Here is a 25,922-nt window from a genome sequence, read left to right as displayed (position 1 = left end):
TAAAAGAACTTTAAGTATAGTTGAGATTCATGTTAGTAGTTTCATAGAATAACAGTTAAATCTACAAAGTTGACTTTTACAAAAAAATTGGATAAATTATGTATATTTACCAATTATATCGGAAAAAATCGAAAAATGTTTTGGCTTATCACAAATTGTAATCAATTTGAAATACTGTTTACAAAATAAATAGCTCTAACAGTAAGATTCTAATCTCTTACCATTAGAGCTATGCTTCTCTATGCTTTAACGCTTCATATAATTCGAAGTACTTTGTTTTCTTCAGTACCTTATCACTGTAGGTAAAATCTCCATAACAATATGGATATCTAAAATTTTCTTTATCATTATTACATGTGTACAACTCTGGATTTGTGTCGACCATTGAAAGCGAGTACGACTTTGCAAGTGGTACCGAATGCTTTCCTCCGTGCTCTTTTACAAAATCAATATAAGCAATCCCCATATTATAGCTTTGTATAATAGTCTCTAAATCTACACCTTGCTTTTTCCCGTATTGATAAACGTCTGCAAAATGAATTACACCTTGCTGAATACTTTTTGAGGAGCTTTTTATACTGTCCTTTGCTAGCCCAAGTGATTCAGACGCTTGCATAGGATCAGTTCCTTTCCCTTTCGTTTCCTGCATCATAAGACCAAGTAATAAGGGCGTATATTCCTCCAAACCAACTGACTGTAACTCTGTATAGATTTGTGTTTCATATTTCAAAACATCATGGAAGTAATAACGATATATAGCAAACGATCCAACGACCGTAAATAGAAGTGTTAATAACAAAAGATTCTTAAGAAATTTCAACATTATAACTCTAATTCAATACCTCCTATTACTGTCTTTTTATTCATTATAACGTATATTTTCATATTAAAAAGCAATGTAAGAAAACTACATATAAATGAAATCGAATTGAGAAGAAAGATACATTGTATATTAGTAATATATCAGTAAAATGTACTATCTGTATATTGATATTTATTCATCATGTACACTATACAAAAAATAGCTTCCTTTTTCAAAGGAAATTCTTAGGGAACTCTTTTATTTCCACACCATGACACGTATTTTCCACGCTCACACCTTCCGCTCCAATCACTCTATTTTTACAAATATACATTAATTAAAATTGCATATTTATCCTTTTGGAATACAAAAACGATTCGTTAAGCTTACTGAATAAGTTGGATCAATAAAAAATGGCAACTAATTAACTATTAATTAGTTGCCTTTTCAAGTTTTCTCCAAGAGAATCAATTATTTCATTTTATGATTTAATTTCCTTCACTTCTTCAATACGATCCATTTTTAATTCATCATTCACTCTTGAAAAATGATACGTAATTTCAAATGACTTCGTTTTTGTTTTTCCTTTTTTATCAGTTATCTCATATGTTTCATTTGTCACGATGACCATACCTGAATCGTCTTGCTTTGAGTTTTTCATCGCAAAGCTTACAAGCTTTTGTGTAGTATTTTTCTTTTTAATTTTTTTCTGATATTCTTCTGATTCTAAAAAGGCCTGACCATTTTGGTTAAATAATCCGTCAATGAATTGTTTTTCTTCTAAATTATTGGTTGATGGTTTTGTTTCAGGCAAGTATCGATCAAAAAAGTCTTTAATACCTGCGAAAAATCCACCATCCTCTTCAGCCTTTTCTTCATCTTGTGTAGGTGTATTAAATATCAAGTCGATGTATTTACCATTAATCGGCACCTCATCTGTCTTGATTAATTCGCCATTTATTTCGATTTCTGCATGTACAATCGTTTGGCCATTTAATAAAAATGGACCGAACTTCTCAACTTCACTTATTTTTTTGCCGATATCTTTTCCGTTTACGAATAACTTTGCATCTGGTTCATTAGAATAAACTTGTACATAACTAACATTAAATGTTAATTCTTGCTCTAACTTATTTTTAGTAGCTTTAGAAAAATCTAAGTCTACTGTTTCTTCAACCTCACTATACTCACCTTGATAAATTGCAGATAATGTATATTTACCAGGTAAGATTTTCTGATATGATTTTTCATATTCATCTTTATTTAAACGAGTCGTTTCATTATTTAACTGAAGCTCTAACTCATCAATTGGAGACGTTACTGTTAACTCAAATGGTTCTGCCCTAATACCATATGTTTGATAGATTCCTAAAATTTTATTTCCTTTTAAAACTGTCAGCACATGGTTACCGTGCTTGTCGACTAACTGAGCGTTTTGAATCGTACCATCATTTATTAAATCATCTACTTGATGAATTAATTCTGAACTGTTCATATACTCCATAAATGCTTTTACTGAATCTTCATTAAGAGTGGCACGTGTACCACCCTCCTCTAAGATGTGTGAAACTTCTTTATAGTTATGTTCAGATACAGCTTTTTCAAATGATTTCACCATTCGTTCCGGTGTATACATTGCTTTTACAATCAAATGCCCACTAATGAAAATAAAAAAGAACGCCGCAATTGAAATCATCCATTTTTTCTTATTTTCAGGCACCCATTTTTTACTTTTATGATTCCGAATACTCGTTCGAGAAATCGAATTCTTTTCCTGCTCTCTTAGTTGATTATTCATTTATTATATTTTCCCCTTAATTCGCAAATTAAATTTCGTTTTACTAGAGTTATATTTTAAGAACCGTAGAAATAGTTCATATTTTTAAAAAGCTATTAACTATCATACTAGATTTTATTAGCATGGTAAAAAGAAATCTTTATCATTTTTATGTAATTTTATCCTTTGGTAGTAATTGGTCTAATCAAAATTTAATAATTCAATGACAGGTTTCATGTTGCTTGGTAAACTTAGAGAATGTGAACAAAGGAGGAAGTGGCTTGAAGTCATTAGTTAATCGTAAAGAAACCATCTATTTTATTTTATTATTACTAGCAAGTATACCAATGTATATAATGCTATTCGTGAGCATTGTAGGTATTTTTGTTTTAGCATTTTTAGTTCTGATCCCTATCATTGCACACTTAATTTACACGGCCCATATCCGAACAAATGGTGTAAGAATTACAGAAAAGCAGTTTCCTGAGATCTTTGAACGTACGAAGGAAATTGCAAAAGAAATGGGCTTCTATTTACTACCTGATATTTATGTAATGGAGTCTGGCGGGTTCCTAAATGCTTTTGCTACACGATTCTTCGGACGAAATATGATTGTATTATATGCAGACTTATTTGAAATGAAGGAAACAGATCCAAAAGTAGTTGATTTTGTTATCGCACACGAACTTGCGCATATTAAGCGAAATCACATTATTAAAAACACTTTCATTTTACCAGGGAATTGGATTCCATTTTTAGGCTCCGCTTATTCTCGTGCTTGTGAATATACATGTGACCGTATGGCAAATCATTACATAAATGATTTTGAAGCATCAACTCGTGCTCTATCAATGCTTGCAGTTGGTAGAAAGTATTACAATACAATTGATGTTCAAGAATATATGCACCAAAGCAGCAGAGAAAAAGGATTTATGATTTGGTTCAGCGAAAGGCTAATGTCACACCCGACATTACCGAAACGAATTTCAGCATTATACCGTTTTAATAATATAGAAAATAACGTCGTTTTTAAAACACCTAAACGAGTGATGGCAGTAGGCATTTTTATGATTGGATTTGGTATCGGTGTTGTTACTCTACTTTTATTTTCTACAGATAAGATTGTTAATTATGCAGTAAATGCATTTAATGATTTTCCTTATGAATTAGAAGAGATTGAGGGTACAGAAGAAACTGCTTTAACGGCTGCAGTTATGGAAAATGACTTAGAGCAAGTTAAACAAGTAATTGCAGATGGTGCCGATGTAAATGAGATGAATGACTTTGGTCAAACTGCACTATTTACAACAACGTATACCGAAGAAGATCTAAACTTAGAAATGATTGAATTACTACTTAAAAACGGTGCAGACCCTACAGTTAGTGATTCAGAAGGTTGGACGATATTGCACGATGCTGTGTACAGAGGGGATCAAGCTGCAATTGATTTATTATTAGAATACAAAGCAGAAATAAATCAAAAAGACATAAATGGAGAATCACCTATATTTAGTACCATCTATAATTATGATGATAATACATTCCAGTACTTAGTGGACAAAGGTGCCAACTTAATGATTGTAAACTCAGCAGGTGAATCACTAAAGGATGTTGCCAAAGATAATGATGCAACAGAAATATTGAAACTACTAAAAAAGTAAAAAGGATATGAGAAATTTCTCATATCCTTTCTTTCTATGAATCTAGTATATTATTGTTTACTAGTCCAACTAACCCAAACATTTGAACTAGTACCAGATATCTTTTCATAATCATTTGGGCTATTTAAATTTAATCTTCTTCCATTTTGTGAAAACGACACAATCGTTTTCTGGTTTCCTACACTTAAGCCTGCATAAATTCCTCTTGCAGCTAATGTTTCATCTGGATTTGCACTAGCTGTAATAATTGGAGCGACTGATTCAGTGACAATTTCTAAATCACCCTTATGATTTATGTATGCGTTAATGATGCCGACACTATGATGAGTTTCATTTGCGTGAAGATAGATCCCATCAGGATCAAAACGGATGACTCCGCCTCTTTGTTTGATTTGACTTTGAGGTACTTGCGAAGATAGAAAGCTGAAGCTACTAGAACCTGATACTTTTTCTGCTACGTAAAAAACAGATGTAAGTGCCATGCAACTAATACCAACTATTTTAATACCTTTAAACATTTTACGAAAGTCTAACATTCATATCAAAAACCTTTCCAAAATGAAGAAAATTTTACCATCTTCATTCTATCATGCATTAAATCTGCTATACAATCATTATTCATTATATTGGAATTTTTTAGGTAATTATTAAAGTTTAGAAAGATATGCAAGATGACAATACAATTTCGTTAATTTGAAAGAAGCTTTTGTAAAAATAGTTACTATTTAAAAAAGGTACTCTTTAGTTTCCGCTTCATCTTGGTGGATAGTACACCTTAACAATACATTTTTAAAACAATTGCACAGTCAATTAAAGCGTTTTTATTTGGTATAATAGGATTGTTAAGTATGTGTAAATTATATTAATAAATGAATGATTATGATTTCGATTGAATCGATGGGGGATTTAATGAATAGAACGAGAAAAAACTTTGCATTTAATAGTAAAATAATTCTAGCTATTTTAGTACCACTACTGACTCTAATATTTATTGAGAGTATATATAGAGAACAACTACTAAAAGTATGGATTTGGATAAACGAATTTCCACTAAACTTTACTTTTGAATATTTGATTTTATTTGTATGTATGAATAGCTTTTACTTTTTGAAAAAGAGAGCTTATCTCTTCATGCAATCTATATTGTTTTTGATATTTAGTTTTTTTGCGCTTGCTAGTTTAGTGAAAACACAAAAACGTGGAGAACCAATTGTTCCTAGCGATTTCTTATTACGTAATGAAGCTTTGAATATTTCGCAGTACATTTCTATTGAAGGGTTATACTTCACGATTGGAATACTTTTGATCGTCACTTTCATCGGATTCATTGTCAGTTTTTTACTAAAAAAGGATAAGGAAAGTAAGAAAGTAAATTTCATTACTTCTATTATATCTGTACTTTTGGCCTGCTTTTTAGTTGGTGGTATTCCGTTCAATCTGTACTCTCATTTAAAAATCGAGTCGATTGGCTGGAGTCAAAAAGTAAATTCACTGACAAACGGTAGTGTGCTTGGTTTTGTTTTAAATAGTGTCAATTCAACGATTAAGGAACCATCAAGTTATACAAAGAAGACGATTGATTCGATTTTAGAATCTACTACAAGCACAAAAACTAGTGATAATAACACACAAAAACCAAATATTTTATTTATCCAAAGTGAAGCATTTTTTGACCCAACTGTTTTAGGTAAAGATGTGTTTCAGAATGATCCTCTAGCCTATTTTCATTCTCTACAAAAGGAACACACAACTGGACAGATGATAACACCAGTATATGGTGGGGGGACAATTAATACCGAATTAGAAATTTTAACAGGACTTTCAACAAACTTTATTCCTTCAGTCTCATTAGGATTTCAAAATTATATTGATAAACCGGTAAACTCTGCCGCAAGAATAGTACGTGATCAAGGTTATACAGCAACGAGTATTCACACTTATCATTCATGGTTTTATCATCGTGATGAACTTTATCAAAAGCTAGGCTTCAATTCGTTTCAGACAAGAGAAACATTTACTAAAGCTCAGCTTTCGGATACAACAAAATTCATATCTGACGCTGAAATTAGTAAACGCATCGTTCAAACAATAAAAGACACACCAACACCAGACTATATTTACTCAGTTACAATGGAAAACCATGGCCCTTATGATCAACCGAAAAAGCAGTTTAATGATTACGCTACGAATTTACCATTAAAAGAAGGAAATAAGAAGATTTTAAATACGTATGCCCATAATTTAGTTAACATCGATCATGCACTGAAGTTATTAATTGAATCTCTTGAACAAATAGATGAACCAACCATTGTAGTGTTTTATGGAGATCATCTACCAATGCTTGGTGATGAGATGAGTGTGTATTTGGATGCTAATTATATTAAAAATGCAGAAACAAAAGCTGATTATATCAAAATGCATACAGTTCCATTACTTATATGGAGTAATACGATACCAAAACAGTCATCTATTGAGATTAGTAGTAATTTCTTAACACCATACGTTTTTGACTTAGCAAATATCAAAATGGATACGAATTTCTCTTATTTAGCTGATTCTATTCATCATGGACAAACAATGATTCTCCCTTCAAAGTTCCAAAAGAAATCGAAGGAATCAAAGAAGTTTTTAACAAATTATGAGATTTTACAATACGACATTCTAAAGGGTAAGCAGTACATGTACCAAAATGAAAACAAGTTAAAGAGTCTATCCTATTTTTTAGGAAACCCGAATTTTACGGTAAAAGATGTATCACCTAACATACTGAAAGCTAAAGACAATAAGCAATTAGTTACTATCACAGGGACGGGCTTTTCAAACTTAACGAAAGTAAAAGTCAATGGCCAAACAATCGGTTTGTCTTCACGTACACCAACAAAAATTCAATTCTTTATAACAAAGAACTATTTTGAGCAAGCTGGTGATGTTTCAATCAAGGTTTACATGAGTGATTCATTGAAGAATGTGATAGATGGACCGGAATTAAAACTTAGTGTTGAATGATGTAACATGATAAAAAAGTAGAGTCATTTTGACTCTACTTTTTCCTTTTTATTTTGGATCTATAAAAAAAAGAATGATAATTTCCATTTCAGGTACTTCGCTTTCCATGGGGCGTCACTTGAGCCTCCTCGGCAAGCCTCCGGGGTCTCAAGCTTTACGCATCTCCCATAGGAGTCTTCGCACCTTCCATTCCAATTACTCTCGAACCAACTATTCTCTTTTCATACTCTAACATTTACAAGTCTTTAATTTAAATATACGCTCGATGGAATAACCACTTCCGGCATCCCCGCTGCATAAGGTAAAACTTCATATTGACTAAAAATAAGTTTGATTCCTTTTTTATCAAAAGCCCATAGTGTGCTACGATCATTTAGTACAATCTCACTTGGTTTTGAAATAAATAAACCATCTCCGTATTGTTCAGATAAAGTATTAAAAGCAGCATCTTTTACTGAAGCCATCTTACCATTGATAGTTGATGATAATTTATATAATTTCCCTGTCTTTACATCAAAATTATACGCTTGAGCTGTTGTCATTCCGTGCGCTCCACCTAAGTAAGTGTAAGTATAAAAAATAATACTTAATTGATTTTTCTCGTTGTATTTAACTTTATATGAATAATCGTATTCATAACCCCACCACTCACCAAGGCTCTCATCCCACTCAGCTTTATCTTTTGCTTCTTTCGCCTTAAATTTAGTATAAGCTTTCCCTGCATTTTCACCTTTTGTTTTTAAAAACTCATTGATTTTCTTACGAGCATTTTGATCTTTCACATGACTAATTTGTGGATATGTAACTGGTTTGTTTTTAATTTTTACTTTCGTTACCGTTACAGGTTTTACCACTGCTTGTGTATTGCTACTCATTTTCTCTTTTGCACTCATCGGTAATGGCTTAACTAAGGCAAAAGTCAGGGCTGTTGCTAAAAAAGCAAATAAGATTTTCTTCATTTTATATTGGTCTCCTTTATTTTGAAGTAATTTTTTTGTGGAAAAGTACAAGAACATTTAGTAGTTATATATATTTGTATTATTAAAGTATTTTAAAGTAAGGGTTTCATAAAACCTGGGTACATTTGAAAATAAGTCGCATTAATAAACTCGGAAATAGATACATTGTAAAAGAACCTTTGATTTATTCTTCTGACCATCCCCCTCTTTCAACAAATTGAATTTCTTCTAAAATATTCCAAATAAACCACAATATGAATTATATTACATAATTGTTACAAAATAAATACAAATATTACAATTTGTAATATTTATTTTTTCTCTACTTTTAGATTGTGAATCAAGTTTAATAATGAAATGTTTTCCGTGGTGGATTGTAAGCGCATACGTAAGGTTGTATACTATACTTATCTAGTAATCTATACAAGTATACGGAGGAGAACATATGTTAAAACAAATTCAGTTTTTCTTAGCTTCATCCAAGCTAGCAACTCAAATGCCTGGATTTCGAACTAGAACACCTTGGAAACAACTTGCCGCTTTAATTGGATACCCAATTCTTTTCGTACTGACTTACGTTTACATGAGTTACCAAATGAATCATGTAGCATCCACTCGCGATGGCATTCTTTTAGGCATTAACAATTTCGTTGTCGTTTTATGTATGATTATCACTCCGTTTATTCTAATTACAAACATTAAAGACATCCGAAATAAATTACCACTATTTAAAGAAAAGAATATCGGCAGAAAAGTTGCTGGAACTGCACTTACTGTGTTTCTTTTGTTTGCGGCTATGGGTGTTTTAACTACTTCGATTAGTAAGTTTTATTCTGAGGAATTTGTTGAGAAGATTAGTGATATGAGATAAAAGTGTAAAGTTTGATCTTGTTTTTATGGGATCAAACTTTTTTATATATTCAAAAACAATTCACATTTATGAACTATGTATTTATATTACTCTGTTAAAGTTTTATATAAATACAAAATCTAAAAGGGTGAAAGACATGAACAAAAACATTAGAAGGTCTCGGATTATCTCAATTATCATTTGTTATATAGGCTTTTTCATTCAATCTTTTATGCTCTATAGATATCATGAAGTTTTACTATCCTATAATCCCACTACTTTTAATACATTAGTTATTTTTGCTATTCTTTGGCTATTAATATCGATTATTGGAACTGTCTGGATTAGATATAAGCATAAGAAACCAAAGTAAATAATGCAAAATAAAAAGCAAAACTCATTTCTAGAGTTTTGCTTTTCATTTTACTTATTAATTAACACCAGTAAGATTACCATTTACAACAGTATAAACATGATAATCTTTATCAAGAATTTGAATGACTGCTTTTTTCGGAGTTGCAAAATTATATGCTGTGCTTGTCCACCATTCATTTGTTGCTGCATTATCTCTTTGAATAAATGCAACACTTAGTTGACCGTCTTCTCCACCATAATCAACATCATCTAATTGTAGTTTTGTGATCTGTGCTCCTGTTGCTGTTCGTGACGCAATCGTGTTGTCATTTTCATCTAAAAGTGAGATTTTTATTTCTTTTAGCTTGTTATAAGGTAGTTTTGTTATGTCTAATTTAAATCCTACATTATATGCTGGGCTTCCTGCGCCAGCATCTGCCCAATATCCAAAGTCCTGTGTTTGTACAAAATTCTCAGGATCTGCAACGGGAACTACTGGAATACCAGTTGGTTGGTTATTCTCAACCTTGTATACTTTATTATCTTTATCCGTTATCTCTATTACAGTAGCTGTCGGAATTGAAAAATCATATACTGTACTCGTCCACCACTCATTAGTCGCTTCAACGTCACGCTTAATAAATGCCGCACTCAATTGACCGTCTTCTCCGCCATATACTAGATCATCTGATTGTAATTTTGTAATTTGTGCACCTGTTGCTGTGCGCGACGCAATCTTATTTCCATTTTCATCTACAAGTGACACCTTTATTTCTTTTAACATGTCATATGGTAATTTTGCTAAATCTAACTTAAATCCTACATTATATGCTGGGCTTCCTGCGCCAGCATCTGCCCAATATCCAAAGTCCTGTGTTTGTACAAAACTCTCAGGATTTGCTACTAAATTTGGACTGACAGGGATACCTGTTGGGTTATTATTTTCTACTTTATATACTTTATTATCTTTATCTGTTATTTCAATTACGACATTTGCTGGATTTGAAAAATCATATGCCGTACTTGTCCACCACTCATTAGACCCTTCATGATCACGTTGAACAAACGCTGCACTTAATTGTCCATCTTGTCCACCATATGCTAAATCATCTTCCTTTAGTTTTGTAATTTGTGGACCTGTTGCTGTGCGCGACGCAATTGTTTGTCCATTTACATCTTGAAGTGATACTTTAATTTCTTTTAACAAGTCATATGGTAATTTTGCTAAATCTAACTTAAATCCTACATTATACGCTGGTCTTCCTGCACCAGCATCTGCCCAATATCCAAAGTCTTGTGTTTGTACAAATCCTTCAGGGTTTGCAACAAAATTTGGTGTTGCTGGAATGCCCGTTGGATTGCCATTTTCAACTTTATATACTTTATTATCCTTATCTGTAATTTCTAAAACCGCACTTGCTGGATTTTTAAAATCATACGCTGTACTTGTCCACCACTCGTTAGTTGCTCCACTATCACGTTGAATAAATGCTACACTTAATTGACCGTCTTCTCCGCCATACACTAAATCATCTTCCTGTAGTTTTGTGATTTGTGGGCCTGTTGCTGTGCGTGTCGCAATTGTCTGTCCGTTCTTATCTTTAAGTGATACTTTTATTTCTTTTAACTTGTCATATGGTAGTTTTGTTAAATCCAGTTTAAATCCAACATTATAAGCTGGTCTTCCTTCACCTGCATCTGCCCAATATCCAAAGTCCTGTGTTTGCACAAAACTTTCAGGATTCGCAACTAAATTTGGATTTGCTGGAACATCTGTTGGATTACTTTTTTCAACTTTATAAACTTTATTATCTTTATCAATTATTTGAATAACAGCCTTTTTTGGTGTTGCAAAATTATACGATGTGCTTGTCCACCACTCGTTAGTTGCTCCACTATCACGTTGAACAAATGCAGCACTTAATTGACCGTCTTCTCCGCCATATGTTACATCATCGGCTTGTAGTTTTGTAATTTGTGCACCTGTCGCTGTGCGTGTCGCAATCGTATTTCCATTTTCGTCTTGAAGTGATATCTTTATTTCTTTTAAGTTAGCATATGTTAGCTTTGCTAAATCTAACTTAAATCCTACATTATAGGCAGCTCTTCCTGCACCTGTATCTGCCCAATAACCAAAATCCTCTGTTTGAACAAAGCTTTCAGGGTTAGGTACAATTACTGTGCCACCGCCTGAGCTTGTTGGAGGAGATGAAGGACCTGGAGATGGAGTTTGTATTAATACGCCATTTTCCTTCTTTACTTGATCTAATTGCTCTTTATCTTTTAATAAATCCTTGTTCTGAATATTATCAACTGAAGTATTATTTCCAAGAACAATTATTCCGTTATTATTGTTTGAAGCTGTAATATCTACTATGTTTGGTATGTTTAAGAAAATATTCGTATTTGAATTAGAATTCAAGAAAATAGATAAAATAGTAGACGTACCTGACACTTGAAGGTTTGAATTCGTTGTATTGATATTAAACAGTCCAGTTGGAACATTTATTTGTACATTTGATACATCTCCATTCATATTCAATACGCCAACATTTGAATCACTATCACCGTTTAATAATAGAGTACTAGACGTTGTTAATGTATCAATTTGGGCTTCATTACCTAATGTTACTGTCGCGTTACTATTTAATACTAGCTGCCCAACATGTGCGTTAACAGAAATTGAATTCACACTACCATTAACAGATACTTGATTTATTCCTATTTGTATAAATAAACCTGAAATTGTAGACCCAGGAGCGTTTTGAATGTTTGCATTTGCCCCTAGTGTTATTTGTCCTATTGTAGATTGACCTGTTGTTTGTACAGTAGAGCTAGTTTTAATTTCTAATTTACTTAGCTTTGAATTTTCAAAAACAAGAATCAATTGTACTGAAGGAGCAGATACTTGAGTTTGTGTTACATTAGCTGCACTAGGTAAAGCATATGAAAGTGATTTATAGAATGATTGTCCCAAAGATTTCTTTCCTGTTTGAGAACTACTTGATGATGCAGCCGGTTTTACAGTACTAGAATTTGTAGTAATTGTTTTACCTTTAACCGTAACCTTACTTGTGTAGAAAACATGCTTCACTTTATTTGTTAGCTCTAAATCTTTAGAAGCAGTAATATTTTTTAGTGTTATGTAATCTGCATTTATTCTAATCTTTCCATTAATAACAATACCTTTAGCATCTAATAGATTATTATTTTTATATGTTTTATCTCCACTCTTTGAAGCTTTACCCGAATTGTTTATTTCTAAAAATAATAACTGTTTGATTACTCTATTTTGATCATACTTAAACTGAATTTTCGCACTTTTTAATGCAGTCGTATTCGAGAAAAAGCCTTTTAATGATGGATCAAATTTATAGGATCTATTACCTATAATTACAGTTCCCTTTGATATTTTTCCAACTGTTTCGACTTTAGACGTATAAACCTTAACTTTTGAAGAACTTTGAGCCACTAATTGCTCGCTGTTTCCAGAAACATGTATTAAATTACTAGCTGCCTTTGCACTTAGCGTATTTAACGGCAAACTAGTCGCAATTGAAGAAGCTATTAATACTGAACTAATTGTTGTTTTTAGGTACTTTTTACTTACTTTACTATTCATTCCCACGATTCCCCTTTGGTCTTTTGGATTAATGATATATCATTAACGTGACTTTTTAATTATATAGGATAGATCGGTGAATAGGTATTCAAATTTTCAGATTTAACAGATAAGTTTCGACAATTCAAACAATTCATTGTCGAAAAAGCATAAAAAAAGACGAAACCTCTTTTTAAGGTTTCGTCTTTCTCTTATTTATTTACCAATGTGTAACTAGTTTTAATTGAAGAAGGTACTGTATAGTATTTAACAGTAGTACTTTTCTTGATATACAAACTATTACCTAATCTGTAACCATATTTGTCAGTACCGTAAACACCATTTTCTGCACCTTTATAAATTGTTTTATAGTAAACTAATTTACCAGATTTTAATTTATAGATTTTCGTTGTTGCCACCGCAACAGTTTTACCTGTCATACCTGTTTTGTATTCAATTTTACCCCACATTACTTTTGGTTGAAGATTTAATTTATATGGTACTTGTACATAATCACCTTTGTAGTGTGAAACTTTTAAGAAGTAAGTTCCTTTTGGTAAATTGATATTTCCAAGTGAAACATTATTAGACTTACCTGTTTTTGTATAGAATGTTTTTACCACTTGGTTTTTACTATTTACTAAAACTGCTTTAAATGCTGTATATGGAGCTTGCGACATGTTTAATGTTACATTTGCTGTAGCAGGCATATTTAACTTGTACGTATCAATATCAGATTTCCAAGATAAAATACCATTATAAGCACGCTTTAATGCGACTGGTGTTGCAGTAGTTGTTGTTTCATTCTTCTCTTTTTCAGTATAGTTATCAGCAACGAATTTTACTTGTGTCATGTAATATTCGTTTGCATATTCATCTTCTTCATAGTTATGCGTAACTAGTACATAGTACGTACCGGCAGCTACACCAACTGTAAAAATATCATCAACATCTTCAGATTCGTCTGGATCAACTTCCCAATCTTCTATCACTTCATGTTTTGAATTAAGTAAGAAATAACTTAAAGCAACATTTGGAGAATAGCTTCCGCGAATTGTTAACTTACCTGTAGATGGAGTTGTAATTTTGTAATAATCATCTGAGTAAATATCAGTGAAACCAGTATAATATTTATTAAGAGTCATTGGTGTTGCTGTTTCTGGAGAATTATTTGTTTCTTTCTCTAAATAATCTTCGTTCGAGTATAAAACTCTCATACTATACATATTTGAATTATTATCAACCGTTCCACTTTCAACTTTCAATTTAATATAGTATTTTCCCGCAGGTAAACCTTCATAAAATGCATCAATTGATTCTTCGCCTTCAGGTAAAGACCAACTTTGTAATGGATCTTCTTCTTTCTCGTTATAAAGTTCTATTGAAGTAACTGCAGTTCTTAGTAGAGATGTTTGAACTTTAATTCCGCCATCTTTACTTAATGTAAACATGTAAAAATCAACATCTTCAGCTGTTTCAAATGTTCCATTACCATAAGCTTCGTACGGCAATTCAACATCTCCAGTTGGTGCAAAGCTCATATTTGTAGCAGTTTCCTTTGTACCATTTTGTTCTACTTCTGTTGTTTCAGCAGATCCGATTGTAGCAAACCCACCAAAAGTAGACAAAGCAAGTGCAAAAGCAGTTACATAAGATAAAATTTTCTTCACGTTGTATTCTCCTTTTGTTGTTATTCTGAAATTTTTCATACCGTTTTATTTTAAGTTAAATTAAGATATTTTAATAGATTAAATTATACCTAATATGTTCATTAACTTTTAATTGTATAGTACTCGTACATGAAAGCATTAATGGAAATTTTAAAAATGATTTCTAGATCCATATTCCTAAAAAAACTTAGCAAACAAATAAAATTTGATTATATTAAAACGAACGGCCAAAAATAAAAATAGCCTGTTCTAAGTTTTAAGAACAGGCTATTATATATATTAAATTATATTTATTGAGTGATTACTTCAACAGTTGTATGATAGGCTGAATTTGCGAATACTTGTGTAGTATCTAAATAGGTTGCAAATTCTATGATATAAATTCCAGGAGGCAATTTAGTCACAGATTTTGAAACGATTTTCCCCGATGCGTCTCTATCTTCTAATCCCCAATCAACTATTTCACCATTTATATCATATATTTCAAAAGAATATTCTCCCTGTAAATTAGCGTCTAATGCATATGATTCTATTTTTACTGTAGATTCTTCATTTAACAAGAACGCGTAAAAATCTAAATCATCATTATTACTAATCGTAGCATTAATATGATTTTTCTTATACTCTAGGATATCAGAATCCTTCGGTAAATCATTTGGTTCTTCCTCTTCTATAGTCCCTTCACCGCTTAATGGCACATAATATAAACGATTTACATTTAACAAAGTATTCGGAGTTGTTAATTTGATCTTTTTATAGTAATTGATCGGTATCGCAAGGTTCATATTTTGACCCTCAACTAAAGTAGCTACATTAATACCAATGACCTCACCAAACTTATTCACAAGCGCACCACCGCTATTTCCACTACTAATTGGTGCAGTACTTTGAATATATGGTGTTGAATCACCATCTAATTTCACTGATTTATTACTAATGATTCCTTCAGTAATTGTATTACTAATTCCTAAAGGACTACCTAAAGCAAAACTCTTTTCACCAGTCTTTAGTGTACTTGAATCACCTAATGTAACTGCTTTTAGATTAGAAACACCATTAATCTTTAATACAGCTAAATCTCGATCAACATCAAATCCAATTACTTGATTCGTTTTAAATTTTCTTCCATCACTTAAAACAATTACAACGTAACTTGGCTCAACAATATTAGTAATAACATGGTGATTGGTTACAACAACACCATCAGATTTTGTAATGACTCCACTACCGGTTTTTAATAGCTTATCCTTCGCATCGTATAACTCAATATACACAATAGAAGGATTTACCTTTTGAAACACCTCTTGCGTAGTTAAAGCTTTCTTAGAAACAGTAACAGTAGTCACTGCACTATATTTTGTATTAGGAAGATATGCAGTAACCTTTGCCGATCCTTCTTTAATCCCCTTAACAGTCCCAGATTGATTTACCGTAACAATTGCACTCGAACTAGACTTCCACTTTACTTTAGAAAACTTTGTCCCCGAAACAGAAAGACCAACCTTAACGCTCTTACCAACTTCCAAACTATACTTCGTTTGTTTCATCGCTAATTTAATACCAGCTGCAGAAGCCTGTGGTGAAAAAACAGAAAAACCAAACAATAATGCACAAACACAAATCATTAACAGTTTTTTCATTTCTTTCCTCCTATGTAAGAGTGCAGTAACCTTGTGATATAAACAGAGATTCTTAGGATAAAAGAATTTGGTTATATAAGTTAAGGTTGAATTAACTCAGTGTAGGAAGATTTTACCATAAAAGTGCGAGGTAAATATTAACAACTTACTAACAAAATTAATCATTCTTCTATAATTGTATGAAATTATCATATAAAAAAGCTCTGAGGAGAATATTCTCCTCAGAGCTTTAAAGTTTAATAATTATTTTGTAACAGCTGCAGTTGTGAAAACAAGAGCGTTAGCATTTTCATCAGTTACACTTAAAGCAGAGCCTGCTTTTAAAGTAATTGTTTTTGCATATTCAGTTGCAGTAATATCATCTGCAAGAGTAATGATAAACGTTTTACCAGATGTATCTGTTGCATCTTCAGCAATTACAGCACCAGTTTCAGCTACGTCACCGATTAATACATCAAAATCAGTATTTCCAACAGTTGTAGCATCAATGTTTTCGCTGAATACTACTTTAATTTTATTTAGACCAACTAATTGAGTTGAAGCAACTAGTGGATTTACGTTTTCAGTTAAGAATTCTGTAGTTACTTTAGTATCCATTGCTACTCCAGCAGCACTCTTAACATTTTGAATAGTAACTGTTCTTTCACCATTTAATGTTACAGAGTTTTCATTAAGAGTAATTCTTACAACAGCACCTGTAGAATCATTTTGAGTGAAAATTGCACTCTTAACAGTTGCACCTTCAATTGAATAGTTAGCAAGAGTAAGTGCTGATGCTGGATCTAATTGACGATCGAACGATACTGTATAAGTATTGTTGTTAACTTTTGTAATACCGTTAACGCCAGCAGTTGTTAAAGCTGGTTTACCAGTATCAACATTAGTGTTACGGTTAAATGTTACAGTAGTTGCAGCACTGTCAACAGATGACTCATCTGCCACTAAACCAACTGGTAAGTTTAACGTGTAAGCACCAGATGATAATGTTGCTAAATCAAGACGTACTGATTTAGATTTACCATTAACCGCATTGTGTAACTCAAAGTTTACAGCAGCTGTTGCAACTGTTTCAGAATCAGTAGTGATTGTAGTAGCAGCAGATTCAACAAAATCTTTAACTACTTTACCAGTAACTGACTTCCCGTTAGTAGCAGTAACATTTTCATCGTAGTTTAACACTAAATACTCTTTACCGTTGATTTTTTCAACTGAAGAGCTAAGTAATGCAGGTGCAGTTGTATCCTTTTTAAACTCAACAATTCTGCTGAATGCATCTGCAACATTACCACTTAAATCTGAGAAAGAAGCTTCAATTGTTGCAAGAGCAGATGTAGCAGGTGCTACAACAAGAGAATTAGTTAAAGTTACATTATATACTAATCCAGTAGAATCTTTAGTAATTGTTCCTTGAACTTGACCAGCTGCAGGAACACCAGTTACTACTGTGTTTCCATTTACCTTAATAGTTGGGTTACCAATAAGTTTTTCGCTGAAAGTTACGTTAAATGATTTATCATTTACAACTGATAAAGTTGATACTGTTGGTTTTACAGTGTCAGAAGTTGATTTTTTAACAGTCACTTCAACTGGGTTTGGAGTAATTAAGTTTTGGTTAAAATCTTTTGCTCCAATAATAGTTACTTTATAATCTGTATCAGCTTTAACGTTAACAGAAGCTAAGTTAACAGTTACACTCTTACCATCAGCTGAAAGTGCACCGAATGTGATATCAGCATTGTTAGCAGCAATTGTACCTAAGCTAGATAATGGCTCAGAGAAAGTAATTACAGCTGTTTGATAATCAGAGTAAGTTACACCTGCTACTGTTGGACGTGCAGTATCAGAAGCTTTTACAATTCCAGAGTAAGCTGTAAGTGCTACATCTGTAGTAGTTTTAACTGCAGTAGATACAGTCACCGCATACTCACCATTGAAGTTTGTAGTAGCTGTTACAACTAAAGTTTTTCCATCTTCACTTAATGAAGCTTTTGGTGCTGTTACAACTGAAGCTGAACCGATAGCAGTAACAGAAGCATTAATTAAGTTTCCTGAAGCATCAACAACAGTGTCTTTCTTAACTGCTTTGTTGAATTTGATTTCAAGCTCTTTACCGTTTACTGCAGTAACAGAAGCAACTTTAGGAGCTGCTAATTCGTCAATTTTAGCTAAAACAACTGTTTTAAGATCATTAGCTTGTTTAGTTAAGTCAGCTTTAACTGAAGCAGTTTTAATTTTGTTAATTAAAGCGATACCTTCAGCAAACATTTTTTCTACGTCTTCAACTTTAGTATCAGCTGTAACAACATATGCTTTTGCAGCTTCTAATGCAGCTTTTGCAGTAGCAATGTTTTTAGCTTCAACTTCAGCAGGAACGATAACTGTGTTGTAGTATTTGTTAATAGCAGCTGATTTCTTAGCTACTTTAGCAGTTAAAGAAGCTTTTAATTTAGCATCTTTTTTGCTTGTTAATTTAGCAACTTTAGCTAAAGCTGCTTTTTTAACTTTAGCAGAGTTAGAAACGTCCGCTCTTGTTTTTACTGATAATTTGTAGTATCCGTCTACCGCTTTAGTCGCGTCTTGAGCCGGAGTTAATTTTGCAGCAGCTACAGGAGCTACAGCAGATGCTACCATTGCAGCTGTTAAAGCTGTAGTAACGATTTTTTTGTTTTTGTTAAATGCCATTCTAGTGTTCCTCCCTGTGATCTTATGTAGTATTTTACTAGAATAAAAGATGCATTCTCCTACTCTAGGTATTAACTCAATTGTAGGTAAATATCTCTATCCCCTACTGCCAATTTTACAAATTTTGTAAGAATTTGACATAATTTACTAAATGGTTAACAACGCTAGTATACAACAATTAAATCGAAATTTGTACAAAAAATTTTAAATATTAGTAATAATTTTATATTACAAACTTTTCAGTTTTGTTACAAACGTCTTGCTGTACACTTAATACATCGTCATTAATAGTCATATTTGTAGTCTTTTTTTAAACTTTTTTATTAAATTCTAAAAGATAAGACAATTCTCCTACTTTTGTCGAAAAATTTTTGTGAAATCAGTTCCCTTTTTCACTATTTTCACCGAATTCAAATTTTTTCTAGTTCGAGAAGAGCAGAACTTATGATACATTAATAGAATAGAAACGATAGATTACCATCTTAGGAGGGAACATCCTTGATCCAATCATTGCAAAAAATAATTGGCAATCGAAAATTAAAAGAATATGAAAAACTAGTTTCTGATATAAATGCACTTGAATCTTTCTTCGAAGATCAAACTGATGAAGCTTTACGTGAGTTTACTTATACATGGAAACAAAAAATTAATAATAATGAAGCAACGATTCATGATTTAAAAGTTGAAGCATTTGCTTTAGTACGTGAAGCTTCGAAACGAGTACTTGGCATGCGTCACTATGATGTGCAGTTAATAGGTGGTCTTTCATTATTAGATGGAAACATTTCTGAAATGCCGACTGGTGAAGGAAAAACATTAGTTTCTTCATTACCAGCGTATACTCGTGCACTTGAAGGAAAAGGCGTTCACATTATTACTGTAAATGAATATTTAGCACGTCGTGATTCTGAGCAAATTGGCCAAATTCATCAATTTTTAGGACTAACTGTTGGATTAAATATTCCTGACCTTTCTATAGAAGAAAAAAAATCTGCATATAACGCTGATATTACATATGGTATCGGTACCGAATTTGGATTTGACTATTTACGTGACAATATGGTGAGTTCTCCTGAGGAACAAGTTCAACGTCCGTTCAATTATGCAATCATTGATGAAATTGATTCTGTATTAATTGATGAAGCGAAAACACCATTAATCATTGCTGGTAAAAAATCAGCACAATCACATTTATATTTACTATGTGCAAGATTTATTCGTACTTTTAAAAGAGATACGGATTATTTATATGATGAAGAGTCAAAAGCGATTGCTTTAACAGAGGATGGCATTTCAAAAGTAGAAAGAGCTTTCTCAATTGATAACTTATATGACTTAGAACACATGACTCTCTTCCATTATGTTCATAACGCTTTACGCGCTGAAGTTTTGTTTGAACGTGATGTAGACTATATTGTTCGTGATGGAGAAATTCAATTAATCGATTTATTCACAGGTCGTATCATGGAAGGTCGTTCACTTAGCAATGGATTACATCAAGCGATTGAAGCAAAAGAAGGATTAGAATCAACAGAAGAAAACCATACAGTTGCTTCTGTTACAATTCAAAATTATTTCCGTATGTATCCTATCCTTTCTGGTATGACTGGAACTGGTAAAACAGAAGCGAAAGAATTTTTACAAGTTTATAATATGGAAGTTATTCAAATTCCTACAAACCGTCCTGTTATTCGTATTGACCATGAAGATGCGATTTTCGCTAAGACTGAGCAAAAGTTGAAAGCTGTTATTACAGATGTGAAAACGCGTCATGCAAAAGGACAACCAATATTAATTGGGACAACATCAATTCGCCAATCTGAAATTGTTGCTGAGTTATTAGAAAAGGAAAACATCTCTTTCCAATTACTAAATGCTAAGCATGTTGAAAAAGAAGCAGAGATGATCGCACTTGCTGGCCAAAAAGGAATGATTACCATTTCTACAAATATGGCGGGTCGCGGTACAGATATTTCACTTGGTGCAGGTGTACCAGAGCTAGGCGGATTACATGTTATTGGTACAGAGCGTCATGAAAGTGAACGTATTGATCTTCAATTAAAAGGACGTGCTGGTCGTCAAGGCGATCCTGGTTCATCACAATTTTACTTATCATTAGAAGATGAATTATTTGTCCGTTACAATCATGAAAAACTAGAAAAATATGTGAAACAAGTAAAAGTAGATGAAAATGGAAAAGTACTAAATTCTACAATTCAAGAGTTTGTTTCTACAACACAACGTTTATGTGAAGGAAATCAATACTCAATTCGTGAATGGCAGCTTAAATTAGATGGCGTTGCAAATGAACATCGTCGTGTTATGTACGAGTTCCGTAACAATCTATTAATTAACGATATCGATTTAGACTGGTTAACAAAGCAGGTAGACCAAACAATTGAAAAATCACTGAAGATCTACTATCCAGAAAATAGTGTTGTGGAAGAATGGGACCAATTAGAAGGTAAAACTGCTCTTGAACAACTAATACCACCACTTCGTATAGATACGGAGCATTTAGAAGATGACCAAGATGCTTGGCAGGTTGTTAATGAGGCACTTTCTGTTTATAAAGATCTTTTAAATAATCTTGATGAAGAAGTAAAGGAATCTGTTGTGAGTTTAATGAAATACACTGCATTAGAGATTGTTGATCAATATTGGACTGAGCATTTAGATCACTTACAAAATCTAATAGAAGGAATTCATTTAAGACAATATCAACAAGAAGATCCAATTCGTCTATATGAGTTCGATGGCTTCAAGTTATTTGAAACAACTTTTTATCATATCCAACGAGAAATTTCTATAAATCTTGCTTCAACATTTCAAGATTTAAGTAACCCAGCACTTGAGGAGGAAGAAGAACATGTTTTCATCGATTAAGCGTTTATTACAAAAAGGTAAAGACTCAACTGTTTCTTCGAATGATTTATTACACGATTCTTCAAATGCTCTGCCTGAACAAACTGAACAAGAAGCAGTGGAAGAAATTTTTCCTAAAATCTCATTTCATCCATTAATGTATATCGAGGATGAAACTCGCTATGTTTATCAATTTTTAAATAATGAATTGCCACCATTACAACCAAACCAATTATCATTGTCAGCAATTGATATTGAAGTTGACGAAGAAGGTGCATTGGTAACGGCATTCGTTCGAAATAGCTTAGCAAAATCTCTTCTATTACAAGACGTTAACTTATTACTTTTAAGTGAAGAAAGAGAGCTATTAGCTAGAAAGGAATTTAGCTTAGAAGAGCTTGGAGAATTACCTGCTTCTAGTAGTCGACCTTGGCGTTTCTACTTTGAACGTGAAACACTATTAAAAGAAGAGCTTCCTAAATCTGGATTCCAATTAGCATTTGATTTAACAAAAAATGAGCATAAGTTAGACCTAGAACCAACTTGGGAAGCACAACTGTCAGATGTGCAAAAAGAAGAATTAGCTAAACTGGTTGCTTCATTACCTAAGCTTGGCGAAAACGAACTTAGCTTGCACTCAATTTCTGCTAGTTTAAAAGAGGATGGAAATTTAGCAGCTACGTTATTGATTCGAAATGGATCAAAACAAGCTGTTAATCTTGAAGTATTACCTTTAGAGTTATTTGATGAAAACTTTGAGATCATCGCTCGTGGTTCATTTACACTTGCACCATTAACTATTTTGCCGAATACAAGTAAGCCGTGGACGTTTATCTTCCCTGCTAGCTTAGTTGAAAAGCAAGAATTTACTAAATGGAGTGTAAGAATTCCAAACCAACAAATGATTTAAAGTGAAGCTAGAGAACAATTAATTTGTTCTCTAGCTTTTTTTCGTCTCATAATAATCCTCTACTAATTCTTTTATTAATAGTAATTTTTCTTTCTCTGACTTCAATTCGTAGTCCACTTTTTGATGAATATAAATCCCAATTAATTTTGCCGCTTTACTCATCTGCCGATCAAATGTGTAATAAGAAATTGGAAGAATAACATCCTCTCCATTTCGGAATCTTATTTTCGTGTGCTTTTTTGAAGGTCTGTATTGATCAATTTGAATAAAATTTAACCATTTACATAAGGACTGATTTGGTGATGTTGTAGGAATCATTAAAATAGATAATGTGGGATTAACCATTAGAGGAATTTTTTTCATTGTTGGATATTTGCTTTTCACTATCTCTAAATGACCTTTTATTGAGTAATGATACGTAAGTGCGGATTCCTTAATTAGCGATTTCGCCGTTCGTTTTGAGTAAATAATTCCTTTGTTTTTATCCGTAATTTTCGTTAAATATTCTGGGTGGTCTGCAGGTTCAAGTAACATCGTTTCATAAGATATAACGTAATCTAACTTCGACATTTTTACCTCCCTTTCAAATTGTTTCCATATCTAAAATTATATCAAAATCATTTCAATTAATTTATGACAGTTCTTTGACCAAAGAAAAGCCTACTTGGAAAAGAAACAATTCTTATATAAATTTCACTTCATTTATCAATTTTCAATGAAATATACCATTCAAACATTAAGTTTCATCCTCAAAACATAATCTTATATATTATTTCTTTTTTCATTTCTAATGTTTTCACAGATGAGGTATCCAATTTTATTTTATATAGTTACATCACCGCGGAATATCAATTGGCGCGCCTACAAAAGGGCGAAAAAATGAAAACTATGAATGTATCTCAAAAACAAATGAATTCAGGAAGAATCAAGCCTAAAACATTTGAAGACTGCTTGCTCCAATACTCACCTATGGTTAAATCACTCATCAAAACACTTAGGATTTATAAAAACTTCGAGGATTATTACCAAGTTGGCTTAGTTGCTTTGTGGCATGCTTATGAACATTTTAAGGAGGAAAAAGGCAGTTTTTCTAATCATGCTTATACAACTGTTCGTGGCCATTTATTAAACGAAATGACAAAAGAAAACAAGTATGAGCAACGTTTTGTTGTAGTTGATTCGCACAAAGAAGAAGTACATTATCATGACGAAGCATTTCTATTTGACCACTTTATAAGTCATCTAGATGGCGTTTCTTTATTACAAAAACAAATATTAGTAGAGCGTTTCTATTTGAATAAATCATTTAACGAAATTGCAATTAGATGCAATATGCCAGAAGCTAGCGTTCGATCAAGTTATCTTTATGCCTTAAAAAGATTAAGGAAACAAATAACACAAAATTGAGACAGCAAAAAAAGAGTAATCATATTGATTACTCTTTTCCTTATGCAACAGAAATGATTAAAGACATTTCTCCGGCACCTTCGAAATTCATCGTTAATTCGATTGGTGTTTTAATATTATGCAGTGTTGTATTTCCTTCCCAAACAGTTGGTGGCGTTATATCCATCTCAACCCCTTGCTCTGATGCAAACGTACTTAAATTACCAGCAATCATATTGCCTAATTCACCCGTAAACGAGATCAAAATTTCATTTTCGACTGGCATTCCGAACATTGCAAGTGCAAGCTGACTAAATGTATTCGATGGACCTTTTAAAATCGTTTGTCCCTTACAATCTCCAGTCATTCCAACAAGTACACCTAAGTGCGCTTCTACAACATTTCCATTAAGCCTTCTCGGTTCGCCTATTGTAAATGTTAATGGGATAACAGTTTTAATTGACTGAACTGCACTATTTAACAATTTAGTAATGATCATTGAATCGCTCATAATTGTCTCCTTTAATATAAAACTTTTATCCTATTTTTAACCCTATATATTTTCTATGTATTATATCGGCAGCTTTGTCGGGAATTTTAAAAATTTAAAAAATTAATATCATTCTTCATACCTAGTACCTAATACTATTAAATTCACTATATATTGATAGATTTCCTTTATTCGAGCATCTTTTTACTAGATGTCGAAAAGAATTTTAGTTCATATTAAACTTTATGATTTTCATCCAATATGTAAAACCTTTTAACAACAATGAAAAATTAGCTATTTTATTCAAAAACGTAAAAGAAAAAATTTTCATTTGCTGTTACAAATTCTTACAATTTATGAATCATATCCATTATATAATTTGAACTAGTTCTAATTGATTTTCATTTCTAAAGTACTAATTCGCATTTATTCTAAGTAAATTGTTAAGAAAATCCTCCAGAAAAGGGCAAACCAATTGAAAGATTGGGACGCAAAGCAACTGATCTTCCGTTCTAGAAAAATTTTACTTTCCTGCATGACTTGCAAGGTTAAACATATATATAAAATGTATGTTTAAATTTAGGTAAAATGATATCTACTAACAAAGATGGCAGTGCTACCTGGGTGTCATATACCTAATTTTTTGGGAGGGCTTTATTCATGCAAGCAAGTTTACAGGAATACCAGATTGAACCTAGCTGGACAGATTTACTTTTAGAATGTATTGACGAAGGTATATCACCAGAAGAAGTTCGTGCCTTTCTTTACAATTGCATTAAAGATTCAAGTCAGAGCTAGGAGAACCTTTATCTTTTATGATATACTTTTTGCAATAGTCAAAAAGATACGAGGTAGCAATGTATGATTGGAGAACGTATTAAAAAACTACGCTTACAACATGGAATGTCTTTAACAGAGCTCGCAGAACGCGCAGGCATCGCAAAATCTTACATAAGTTCAATTGAACGGGGTCTTCAAAGTAACCCGTCAATTCAAGTGCTAGAGAAAATAGCTAGTGTCTTTAACACGACAGCCGAAAACCTTTTAAAAGAAGATGATATTACGCTAACAAAAACGATTGATTCTGAATGGATGAACATCCTTCAAGAGGCAATTAATTCGGGTATTCCAAAAGAAGAATTAATGAAGTTTATTGAGTTTAATAAGTATAAGCAAGGTAAATAATCCTTTAGATTAAGTTGATCACTTGTTCTAAAGGATTTTTTATGTAAATGTAAGAAAGTAGTCTTCAGGAATTAACGAAGGTTC

The 25,922-nt window shown here is 32.4% G+C and carries 18 protein-coding genes and 1 riboswitch; of the genes, 8 read left to right on the top strand and 10 right to left on the bottom strand.

All coding sequences use genetic code 11. The features are described 5' to 3' along the window. Positions 1 to 229: 229 nt before the first annotated feature. Together ACX6U0_RS13900 and ACX6U0_RS13895 are read right to left on the bottom strand one after the other, a co-directional pair. Positions 230 to 820, bottom strand: coding sequence for a lysozyme family protein (locus ACX6U0_RS13900; RefSeq protein ID WP_464960498.1), 591 nt, complete (start codon positions 818 to 820; stop codon positions 230 to 232). A gap of 463 nt (positions 821 to 1,283) precedes the next feature. Continuing rightward, positions 1,284 to 2,600 (bottom strand): TcaA 3rd/4th domain-containing protein, encoded by a 1,317-nt coding sequence (locus ACX6U0_RS13895; protein WP_464960497.1) that lies wholly within the window; start codon positions 2,598 to 2,600, stop codon positions 1,284 to 1,286. Between the two features lie 260 nt (positions 2,601 to 2,860). Here ACX6U0_RS13895 and ACX6U0_RS13890 point away from each other — a divergent pair, with 260 nt between their 5' ends. Next, the gene (locus tag ACX6U0_RS13890) at positions 2,861 to 4,240 is read left to right on the top strand and encodes a M48 family metallopeptidase (RefSeq protein ID WP_464960496.1); all 1,380 of its coding nucleotides are present in this window, start codon (positions 2,861 to 2,863) and stop codon (positions 4,238 to 4,240) included. 50 nt (positions 4,241 to 4,290) lie between these two features. On the opposite strand, the gene ACX6U0_RS13885 is transcribed toward ACX6U0_RS13890, so the two are convergent. Continuing rightward, positions 4,291 to 4,776: a hypothetical protein gene (locus ACX6U0_RS13885; protein ID WP_464960495.1), complete on the bottom strand. Its 486-nt coding sequence runs from the start codon at positions 4,774 to 4,776 to the stop codon at positions 4,291 to 4,293. Between the two features lie 373 nt (positions 4,777 to 5,149). Between ACX6U0_RS13885 and ACX6U0_RS13880 the strand changes: the two genes are divergently transcribed. Next, positions 5,150 to 7,246, top strand: a complete 2,097-nt coding sequence (locus tag ACX6U0_RS13880; protein WP_464960494.1) for an LTA synthase family protein — start codon at positions 5,150 to 5,152, stop codon at positions 7,244 to 7,246. A 245-nt stretch (positions 7,247 to 7,491) separates the two neighbouring features. Here the strand turns inward: ACX6U0_RS13880 and ACX6U0_RS13875 are convergent, their stop codons facing one another. Then, complete coding sequence (locus ACX6U0_RS13875; protein WP_464960493.1) at positions 7,492 to 8,205, bottom strand: DUF3298 and DUF4163 domain-containing protein; 714 nt, start codon at positions 8,203 to 8,205, stop codon at positions 7,492 to 7,494. 445 nt (positions 8,206 to 8,650) lie between these two features. Between ACX6U0_RS13875 and ACX6U0_RS13870 the strand changes: the two genes are divergently transcribed. Further along, entirely contained in the window at positions 8,651 to 9,076 is a 426-nt protein-coding gene (locus ACX6U0_RS13870; RefSeq protein WP_464960492.1) for a hypothetical protein, read from the top strand. 409 nt (positions 9,077 to 9,485) lie between these two features. Here ACX6U0_RS13870 and ACX6U0_RS13865 read toward each other — a convergent pair whose 3' ends face one another. The 4 genes from ACX6U0_RS13865 to ACX6U0_RS13850 form a co-directional block, all read right to left on the bottom strand. Continuing rightward, positions 9,486 to 13,031 (bottom strand): hypothetical protein, encoded by a 3,546-nt coding sequence (locus tag ACX6U0_RS13865; RefSeq protein ID WP_464960491.1) that lies wholly within the window; start codon positions 13,029 to 13,031, stop codon positions 9,486 to 9,488. A gap of 191 nt (positions 13,032 to 13,222) precedes the next feature. Continuing rightward, positions 13,223 to 14,680 carry a hypothetical protein gene (locus ACX6U0_RS13860; protein ID WP_464960490.1) on the bottom strand — a complete coding sequence of 486 codons (1,458 nt, stop codon included), beginning with the start codon at positions 14,678 to 14,680 and terminating at the stop codon, positions 13,223 to 13,225. Between the two features lie 290 nt (positions 14,681 to 14,970). Next, the gene (locus ACX6U0_RS13855) at positions 14,971 to 16,320 is read right to left on the bottom strand and encodes a S1C family serine protease (protein ID WP_464960489.1); all 1,350 of its coding nucleotides are present in this window, start codon (positions 16,318 to 16,320) and stop codon (positions 14,971 to 14,973) included. Positions 16,321 to 16,563: 243 nt separating this feature from the next. Continuing rightward, complete coding sequence (locus ACX6U0_RS13850) at positions 16,564 to 19,002, bottom strand: hypothetical protein (protein ID WP_464960488.1); 2,439 nt, start codon at positions 19,000 to 19,002, stop codon at positions 16,564 to 16,566. A gap of 498 nt (positions 19,003 to 19,500) precedes the next feature. On the opposite strand from ACX6U0_RS13850, the gene secA2 reads away from it, so the two are divergent. Beyond that, the gene (gene secA2 / locus ACX6U0_RS13845) at positions 19,501 to 21,888 is read left to right on the top strand and encodes an accessory Sec system translocase SecA2 (RefSeq protein WP_464960487.1); all 2,388 of its coding nucleotides are present in this window, start codon (positions 19,501 to 19,503) and stop codon (positions 21,886 to 21,888) included. After that, a complete protein-coding gene (locus tag ACX6U0_RS13840; RefSeq protein WP_464960486.1) occupies positions 21,872 to 22,777 on the top strand; it encodes an accessory Sec system S-layer assembly protein in 906 nt (301 codons plus the stop codon). The genes secA2 and ACX6U0_RS13840 overlap by 17 nt, the downstream gene beginning before the upstream one ends. 30 nt (positions 22,778 to 22,807) lie before the next feature. Here ACX6U0_RS13840 and ACX6U0_RS13835 read toward each other — a convergent pair whose 3' ends face one another. Continuing rightward, on the bottom strand, positions 22,808 to 23,347 hold the full coding sequence (locus ACX6U0_RS13835; RefSeq protein ID WP_464960485.1) for a competence protein ComK: 540 nt from the start codon (positions 23,345 to 23,347) through the stop codon (positions 22,808 to 22,810). Positions 23,348 to 23,656: 309 nt separating this feature from the next. Here ACX6U0_RS13835 and ACX6U0_RS13830 point away from each other — a divergent pair, with 309 nt between their 5' ends. Next, the gene (locus tag ACX6U0_RS13830; protein ID WP_464960484.1) at positions 23,657 to 24,184 is read left to right on the top strand and encodes a sigma-70 family RNA polymerase sigma factor; all 528 of its coding nucleotides are present in this window, start codon (positions 23,657 to 23,659) and stop codon (positions 24,182 to 24,184) included. A 40-nt stretch (positions 24,185 to 24,224) separates the two neighbouring features. Here the strand turns inward: ACX6U0_RS13830 and ACX6U0_RS13825 are convergent, their stop codons facing one another. Beyond that, a complete protein-coding gene (locus tag ACX6U0_RS13825; protein ID WP_464960483.1) occupies positions 24,225 to 24,674 on the bottom strand; it encodes a chemotaxis protein CheX in 450 nt (149 codons plus the stop codon). A gap of 434 nt (positions 24,675 to 25,108) precedes the next feature. Continuing rightward, positions 25,109 to 25,171: riboswitch (cyclic di-GMP riboswitch) on the top strand. A gap of 142 nt (positions 25,172 to 25,313) precedes the next feature. On the opposite strand from ACX6U0_RS13825, the gene ACX6U0_RS13820 reads away from it, so the two are divergent. Both ACX6U0_RS13820 and ACX6U0_RS13815 read left to right on the top strand, forming a co-directional pair. Further along, on the top strand, positions 25,314 to 25,451 hold the full coding sequence (locus ACX6U0_RS13820) for a hypothetical protein (protein WP_464960482.1): 138 nt from the start codon (positions 25,314 to 25,316) through the stop codon (positions 25,449 to 25,451). A 63-nt stretch (positions 25,452 to 25,514) separates the two neighbouring features. Next, complete coding sequence (locus tag ACX6U0_RS13815) at positions 25,515 to 25,838, top strand: helix-turn-helix domain-containing protein (RefSeq protein ID WP_464960481.1); 324 nt, start codon at positions 25,515 to 25,517, stop codon at positions 25,836 to 25,838. Positions 25,839 to 25,922: the final 84 nt, after the last annotated feature.

The sequence above is a fragment of the Gottfriedia sp. ABJ_BB2_2 genome, from assembly GCF_055484705.1.
The sequence above is the reverse complement of the archived record's forward strand: the minus strand, read 5'-3'. Positions and strand labels throughout refer to the sequence as shown.